The sequence below is a fragment of the Protofrankia sp. Cas3 genome (assembly GCF_963555955.1).
Classification (GTDB): domain Bacteria; phylum Actinomycetota; class Actinomycetes; order Frankiales; family Frankiaceae; genus Protofrankia.
The window spans coordinates 1-7,568 of record NZ_CAUVXP010000220.1 but is presented as its reverse complement, the minus strand read 5'-3'; the positions used below and the strand labels follow the sequence as shown (position 1 = coordinate 7,568).

At 65.5% G+C, this 7,568-nt stretch carries 6 protein-coding genes; 2 read left to right on the top strand and 4 right to left on the bottom strand.

Annotated elements, in window-relative coordinates:
• Positions 1-1,343 (top strand): tetratricopeptide repeat protein (locus U9983_RS25530; protein WP_322756452.1); only part of this gene is annotated, 1,343 nt, incomplete at its 5' end.
• A 56-nt stretch (positions 1,344-1,399) separates the two neighbouring features.
• Here the strand turns inward: U9983_RS25530 and U9983_RS25525 are convergent.
• Positions 1,400-2,284 carry a NifU family protein gene (locus U9983_RS25525; RefSeq protein ID WP_322756451.1) on the bottom strand — a complete coding sequence of 295 codons (885 nt, stop codon included), beginning with the start codon at positions 2,282-2,284 and terminating at the stop codon, positions 1,400-1,402.
• Positions 2,285-3,013: 729 nt separating this feature from the next.
• Between U9983_RS25525 and U9983_RS25520 the strand changes: the two genes are divergently transcribed.
• On the top strand, positions 3,014-4,660 hold the full coding sequence (locus U9983_RS25520; protein ID WP_322756450.1) for a glycosyltransferase: 1,647 nt from the start codon (positions 3,014-3,016) through the stop codon (positions 4,658-4,660).
• A 116-nt stretch (positions 4,661-4,776) separates the two neighbouring features.
• On the opposite strand, the gene U9983_RS25515 is transcribed toward U9983_RS25520, so the two are convergent.
• The 3 genes from U9983_RS25515 to U9983_RS25505 all read right to left on the bottom strand — a co-directional run bounded on the left by U9983_RS25515 (position 4,777) and on the right by U9983_RS25505 (position 6,499).
• The gene (locus tag U9983_RS25515; RefSeq protein WP_322756449.1) at positions 4,777-5,307 is read right to left on the bottom strand and encodes a hypothetical protein; all 531 of its coding nucleotides are present in this window, start codon (positions 5,305-5,307) and stop codon (positions 4,777-4,779) included.
• Between the two features lie 419 nt (positions 5,308-5,726).
• Positions 5,727-5,882, bottom strand: coding sequence for a hypothetical protein (locus U9983_RS25510; protein WP_322756448.1), 156 nt, complete (start codon positions 5,880-5,882; stop codon positions 5,727-5,729).
• Positions 5,849-6,499, bottom strand: a complete 651-nt coding sequence (locus U9983_RS25505; RefSeq protein WP_322756447.1) for a hypothetical protein — start codon at positions 6,497-6,499, stop codon at positions 5,849-5,851. Before U9983_RS25505 ends, U9983_RS25510 begins: the two co-directional genes overlap by 34 nt.
• Between the last annotated feature and the right edge of the window lie 1,069 nt (positions 6,500-7,568).

Sequence of the window (7,568 nt, the reverse complement as noted above, 5' to 3'; positions counted from 1 at the left end):
ATGCGGTGGCCCTCGCGGCCACGCTGCGCCAGGGCAGCCGGGAGGCCGAGGCGAACGTGCGCCGTCATCTCGGGCAGCTTCGCCGGCTGCAGGGGGACCGTGCCGGCGCGCGCACGCTGTTCGAGGCTAGCCTGGCTCTCTTTGTCGCGACGAGCTGGCCGATCGGTGAGGCCGCGGCGCGTCGTAATCTGGGTGAGCTCGACATCGAGGACGGCCGGATAGGCGAGGCAATTGATCATCTGCGCATCAGCAGGGATCTTTGCCGGGACTTCGGTATGACGTTCGGTGTGGCGCGGGCTCTGGAGACCCTCGGTCGGGCCTACCTCGCCGCGGACCGTCCTGCCGAGTCGTTGTCGTGCCTGGAGGCTGCGGTCGGTTACTGCGAGATGACCAGCAACCAGCTGGCCGTCGAGCGGGCTCGGATGGCGCTGGGATCGGCGTTCCTGCGAACCGGACGGGTCGACGACGCCATCGGGTTGCTCGGTGCTGCCGAGCGCTTCTTCCAGGCGGAGGGGCATCTGCCGTTGCGGGCCGAGGCCCTGCTGCTGCTGGGTGACGCCCACAGCCGAGGTGGCCGTGACGCCGAGGCATTCGCCTGTTACGACGCCTGTCTGTCCATCTTCCAGGAACGCGGCGACATGCTGAACGAAGCGAGAACTCTGGCCCGCCGCGGCCGGCTGCACTACTGGCGCGACGATGACCTACAGGCACGCGCGTCGTGGCGGCAGGCACTGGCATTATTCAATGATCATGAAGGTACGGAGGAATCCGAGGTCCGTGACTGGCTGGCACACGGCCCCGGTGACCGGCTTGAGCCGGCGACGGAACGCGTCTTCGACCACTTCGACCACGACGGGTTCATCCGGCGGGTAGCGGCGAGCGAATACGTCGTCCGTATCCTTTCCACGTGGATCGAGCTTCTCGAAGATCGCCTGCGGGACTCCTTCCTCGCCGCGGTGCGGCACGCCCTCGACCGCGGGGCGTTGGTGCAGATCATGTTGCTGGACCCTGAGTCACCCGCTGCCGTCCAGCGAAGTCGGGAGATTGGCACGTTGCACGATGTCTGCGGGCTGGTCCGGGAGAATCTGCATCGTCTTCGGATCTTTATCGATGGGCTGGCCGCCGCGGATCGGGAACGTATCGCCGTCCGGGTCTACGCGGCGGCATCCACCGTTGCGTACTATCGCTGCGACGCCCGCGCCCTGGTTGCGACGTTTCCGTTGGGCGACTCGTCGTCCCGGACCACCCACTACGAGGTGCCGGTTGATTCGACGTTCGCGCAGTTCGTCGAGCAGCGCTTCGCAGAACTGTGGACATCCGGGAGTCGTCCGCTGGAATTCTGAGCCACCGGTGTGGGGTGGCTGCCGCTGCGCGGGGCAGATGCCCATACCTGTACCGGTCAGCCGTCGATGCGGATCCAGACCTGACCGTTGTCGATCCGAAGGGGAAGTTGTTCCAGCCGGGCGCCCGGCGCGTTGAGGCAGGTACCTGACCGCGCGTCGTAGCAGAAACCGTGCCGTGGGCAGGTGAGGGTGCCCGTGACCGGGTCCAGCTGCGCCACGTTGACGGGGAGTCCCTGATGCGCGCAGGCGTCACGATAGGCGGTGAGCTGACCGTCGTGGCTTATGACCACGACATCGGCTTCGGCGCCGTCGGCCCGTTCGAGGTGCAGTGCGGTGATCTGCTGGTGGGACAGCTCCGCGGTCGTGCCGACCGCCACCCAGCCACCGTCGCGGGTGCGGACGGGACCCAGCGGTATCAGCGTCGGTGGCGGCTCGCCGGCGAGCATCACCACCCGCGCGATGGACGCCACCCCGCCGACCAGAGCGTCCTTCACTACTTCACGCAGCGTAACACCCGTCAGGGCGTGGCTGTTGCAGGTGCCGCTCACCCGCAGGAACGCGGTATCCCCGTCGACCCGGACCAGTTCCACGTCGCCGCCGTGGGCCCGCAGGTAGGGCCGAACCGTGTCGAGCGCGTGCAGCGATTCGGTCACCGGCGTGGGCTGGATGATCCCGTGCACCGAGAACAACAGGTGCACCACGGGGTCGTCCGCGAGCTCGAACAGCATCTCCCGGCCACGCGGGTCGCTGCGCAGCTTCCGGGCGATCGCGTTGATCGCACTGCCGTGGAGCGCTTCAACGGCGTGACGGAGCTGCTCGGCGTGCTGCCGCGCGGCCGGTTCCAGCTGCTGGACGGCGGTGGCCGCCTCCTTCAGGGCTTCCGACAGCGCGTCGAAACCGGGATCGTTCCGCTGCGGCCCGATCGGCCGGGTACTGCTCATCGCCGGACTCCTAGCGTGCGTGCTTCCTTGGGGTCGCCGGGTGCGCGAGGGAATTCGTTATTGCGTGGCTGTCAGCCGGCCGGTCCGCTTTCCCTTTTGTCCCGGTGCGGACAAAACAGCGGGTACGTTCTCATGATCCCACAGGTTTGGCGGGTCGCCGCCGTAATCGGTTGGTCATATGACCGTCGTCACGCGCCAACCGCCTTGTGCTCATCTGTCGTGGTGGTCACATCAGTCAATTTCCTGACATTTCGTCCCGCCCGCGCTGCGTGGCTCGTTTGCTGAAGCGGTGAACAATCCCGTCGACGTGTGGCCGGTGTTGCGGGAACTAACGTCTCCATTGCCGGACAAAACCGGGCGCACTCCGGTCGGCCCCGGCATCGAAACTTTCGGAAAGTATCCAACTGGCTACCATGTGTTCGAATTGGCGCTCGTTACCTGCCATCATCGGGGCGAACCCGTCGTCCTCCGATTGGCGTCAGTCCGGTCCGGACCAGTTTGGAGAAGAGCATTAATTAAAACCTTGGTCGGTTGGGCCCGGCGGGCCCTTGTGTGACAAGTGACCTAGCGGGCCAAAGGGCGCGCGACGATCGTCAGATCGCGCGCCCGGCGGCCGCAGTCCCCGTAGCACTAGAGGGCCAAAGGGCGCGCGACGATCGTCAGATCGCGCGCCCGGCGGCCGCAGTCCCCGTAGCACTAATAGGCGAATGTTTTCGAAAGGTGACAAGTATGGCTCGCGACGTAGCGCCCGTCGACGCCACCGCGCCGATTCCCGATGGCCTGGCACCGTGGGTGCCTCGGCCGCGGGTACCGACGGACGGAGCTTCGCGGCGCCGCTGGGACGTCCCGGTGGCTGGTTCGGTCAGCGCACGGCTGGGACCGGTGACCGGCGTGCTGGTCATCGTGCTGGGCGCGATCTACCTGGCATGGCGAGCGGGAACGCTCGCCGGTACCGGCGTGTTCGGCTCCTTCTTCTATGGCGCCGAACTGGTCAGTTATGTGACCGTCGCCTGGACGGCGGTCATGGTCGGTCGGATGCGGCCGGGTGCGGTCCGCCGCGCCGGGCCGCCGGCGGGCAGCCTCGATGTGTTCGTGACGGTGTGCGGCGAGCCGGCGTCCATGGTCGAGCGGACGCTGCGTTTCGCCCTGGCGATCGACTATCCGCACCAGACCTACGTTCTCAACGACGGTCGCCTCGCCGGCCGGAAGAACTGGCGGGAAATCGACGCGCTCGCCGCCCGGCTGGGCATACCGTGCTTCACCCGTGTCGACGGGACGCCGGGAAAGGCCGGTAATCTCAACCATGCGCTGGCCCGCACGGACGGCGACGCAATCCTGACCCTGGACGCCGATCACCTCGTCGTGCCGGACGTGGGGGAGCGGATAGTCGGTTATCTGCGTGATCCGGAGGTCGGGTTCGTCTGCACCGCCCAGTGTTTCGACACGGGTCGCAGGGATGTCCTGAACAATGCTGATTCCATGTTTTTCCGGGCCATCCAGCCGGCGAAGGACCGTGACAACAGCGCGTTCTCCACCGGTAACGGAGCCCTCTACCGTCGGTCTGCGCTCGAGTCGGTCGGTGGATTCAGTGAATGGAATCTGGTTGAGGATGTGCAGACCTCGTACGAACTGCACGCCCGTGGTTGGTCAAGCGTCTACCACGCCCGGCCGATATCAATAGGGACGGCACCGGCGACCGCGGCCGTCTACGCCAAACAGCGCCTGCGGTGGGCTATGGACCACATGCGCCTGTTGTTGTTCGACAACCCGTTGCGCAAACCGGGTCTGCGGGGCTGGCAGCGGGCACACTATCTGCACACCAGCCTCAGCCCGCTGCTGGCCGTCGTCCAGATGATCTTTTTGGTGGGCCCGCCGCTGGCCATCATCCTGCGGACGCAGGTGTCCTCCGGCGCGACTGAACAGCATTATCTGCTGTTCGGCGTGCCCTATCTCCTCGGTTCAACGCTGTTCATCGTTGCATATGCGGGCCGCGGGTGCGCGACCCGAACCGTTGCGAGCTCACTGTTCATCGCCCCGCTGTATCTGATCGCCTTCGTCTGGGTGGCGTTCGGCTACCGGCCGCGCTCATCCGGTACCACCGAGAAGGCGTTTCAGCCGAAAATGTCCGTGCTCGTCCTGCCGCAGGTCGCCTTTGCGGTCACACTGGTCGCATCCATCGTCATCTACGCCTTCGACACGCGCGCAAACCGTCCGCTGTTCGCGTTGGTATGGGCCGGGATCATGCTGATGATGGTGGCCGGGCCGCTGTCCGCGGTCAGCGATCGACGCGCGGTGGTCGAGCGGTGGCAGCTGCCGATACGTGGGACGATCATTCTGGCTGTCGCCCTGCTGTCGGCGTTGACATACGCCATTTGACGCAACGGCCCCACCTGGACGGCCTCGGGGAGTTGCCGCGGCCGTCCAGGTGGCGAAGCTGCATGTCGCAGGTGCATCGCAGAAGCAAGGGCTGCACGTGCGCGCACTCTGGCCGACTACGAAAGCTCGCAGATCAACCCGAGTTCGTGCTGGACCGCCACGCTGAGCTGGTCGCAGCCGACACCGGCCGTGCCCAGTTCGACGACCCTCCAGCGGTCGTTCGGGTGGGTGAGTAGCGCGGTCGCGGGGTCGGTTTCGCCGCCGGCCGGCACGACGTGGGCGACCGCGACGGTCGGGTCGATCGTGGATACGTGGACGTCGACCACCCGGATGCGCTCCGGGGGGACCTCACCGAGCAGCGGGCTCGTCCGCACCGCCTGCGCGACCTGCTCGTCAGTGGACGGGCTGGGCCGCCCGACCGGCGTCGCGACGGATGGCTGGACCGCGGTGCCGGCGGTGCCGGTGCCGGTGGCCGGCGCGAGCTTCGACGGCGAGGCCGTTGACGGTGTGGCCGTTGACGGTGTGGGCGTCGAAGGCGAGGCCGTCGACGGCAAGGACGATGCCGTGAGTGCATCGGCGGGCATGGCGAGCACAGCCGCGACCGCGGTCGCGGCGAACAACAGCTGCGGAACGGTCGGGCGGGTCATCCGTGCCGCGCGAGTCGCGGGACGGGTGTCTGACCTGCCATGCGTGACGTTGCGTGAGTGCCCGGTGTGCGGCATGTGCTGGGCTGTCGGACCCCTCCGGTGTCGAGCCATGGAACAGCTCTACCCGTCCTGGCGCACTTAACCCATGTAACACATCTGACACCAGGTCGTCGACTGACCGTAAAGAGTGGGTGATCAGCGGAATGTCCCTGTACACCGGGTCTGAGTCGGCCCCGTGAACAACATCATCATCGGGATGTCGGCCCGAGGACATCGTATTATCTGCAGTTGATGATCTTTCGATCTGCGGCCGATGATCTTTCGAGGTTTGTGCGATCAAATTGGCCTTAATGATCACACAAACCTCGAAAGATCACCGGAAGCGGGTTGGTGGGCCGATCACCGGAAGCGGGTCTGTGTCAGCTGAGCAGCAGGCGCGTTCCGTGGAACAGGCACACCATGGCGAGCGCACCGAAGCCGAGCACCCAGAACACGCCGGGGATGCCGGTGAGTTCGGCCATCGCGTCCCGCCCAGGGAAGGTCAGCGTCGACGGCGCTGGTTGCGTCGGCGCCACAGCAGGATCTTCATGAGGCCCAGGGTGGCGATAGCGGACACCGCGGTCGTGACCGTGAGGGCGAACCGATTCTCGGCAAGAGTTCCCAATTCATCACGTTGCGCCCGAAAAATGAGGGCAGCGAGGAGCAGCATCACGGCGGCAACCAACCAGACTGCCAGCGGCGATCTTAGTCGTGCGGCGCGGTATGTCCTTACTGGCAATCCGGTAGTCAGCCGGTGAACATCCAGAATTTTTCCTGGATGATCGGGACGCCCGCGAACTGTTACTGCCTCACCGCCGACGAGGAGCCCGTGGCCGTCCTCGTCCATGAAGACCAAGGTGCAGTCGATGTCGCGGAACCCCTCCGCCCGGTCGTCGCGGGGAACACGAATCCGAAAGTTCGTGGTACGTAATCTGCCCGCTTCTCCCCTGACAGCAGGCCGCCGTACCCGTCGCCGCCGTACCAGAAGGCCCGGCCGTATCATGATCATAGCGATGCCTGTCGGCGTGAGGACCGGCATTGCCCTCACCGCCACCGGGAGGGCAAGTACAACCACCAAGGTCAGCAAGCCAAGGCGCACCGGCAACAGCGAGGGTGCGCTTCGTAGGGTAACGGTATCGGTGACTTCGATCACGCGGCCGGAGAACTCACTGGCGAAGGGTCTGATCGGGCGAAATCGTGATGAGTTGCCCCGCGCCGAGGGGCGACGGGAGATCCGATGTCTGAACACGTCCAGTCCGGTCTATACGGTTCGAGTGTCGTGATCCTTGGACCCGTCCTCAGTCGGGCAGCGCGGGCCTTCTTGTCGACTCCCAGTGCGGCGGGCACCGGTCGCCCTGTGCAAGACCATCAGTGGCTTCCATGCAATCCCTGGCCGCGGCGTCCCAACGGGAAACGATGACTGAGTGTGATGTCCGTTCGGGGCATCACGTGTCTCGTGTGGGCTCCGGCCATCCGTATCCGGACGGGGCGTGCCCTCATCTTCATGCATCAGCGCGTCGTCCCCTTCGGTCCCCTAGGAAGCGATACTCCCTGGTCAAGGCCCGCCTTCCACTTCCCGTCATTTGACGAGAAGTGGAAGGCCGAGGTTGTCGGAAGCACCGGTGGGAGGCCACTATACTGATCTCCGCTGAGATGCCCTGGTTGTACGACCCGTATCGATGCTAGGTTACTTCGTGTACATTTGGCGCCGTGCGACGGGGCTCGGCCAGGAGTCGAACCGTGATAGCGGTGATCCGAGAGTAAGGGGTGCACAGACGCGGATTCCGAGGCGTTTTTTATGTTCGATTACGGTGTGGATGCGTGATATCACAGCTTGTTCCGATCGCTGAGTAGGCTTTCCCGCGCTGCGCCCATTGGGTGATCCCGGCTTCGCGAGACTCGAGGATTCAGATGTTCCGATGGAGGGGCTGGCGGCGGATGCCACCCATTAGGAGTGAGCGGGTGGAGCACGCTCACGGCCGGGTTGGGCGCGAGCTCGCCGGCATCTCGGTCGTCGTGGCGGGATTCGCCCTCGTAGTGGCCGGTCCGAGCCTGCCTGGGCGAGCTGACACCCCAAATCCGCCGTGGCGAGGTAAATGCCCGGTGAACATTGTTCTTACCCTGGATCTCTCGAGCTCGATGCGTGGAAGCATGGGTGCCCTCAAAAGCGCAGCATCGGACCTGGTCGACGCATTGCGCGGAGCGTCGACACAGGTCAGCGT

Bases quoted from the DNA above. Each gene is read 5' to 3' on its own strand.
- U9983_RS25520 (WP_322756450.1), top strand. From the start codon at position 3,014: ATGGCTCGCGACGTAGCGCCCGTCGACGCCACCGCGCCGATTCCCGAT.
- U9983_RS25525 (WP_322756451.1), bottom strand. From the start codon at position 2,284: ATGAGCAGTACCCGGCCGATCGGGCCGCAGCGGAACGATCCCGGTTTC.
- U9983_RS25515 (WP_322756449.1), bottom strand. From the start codon at position 5,307: ATGACCCGCCCGACCGTTCCGCAGCTGTTGTTCGCCGCGACCGCGGTC.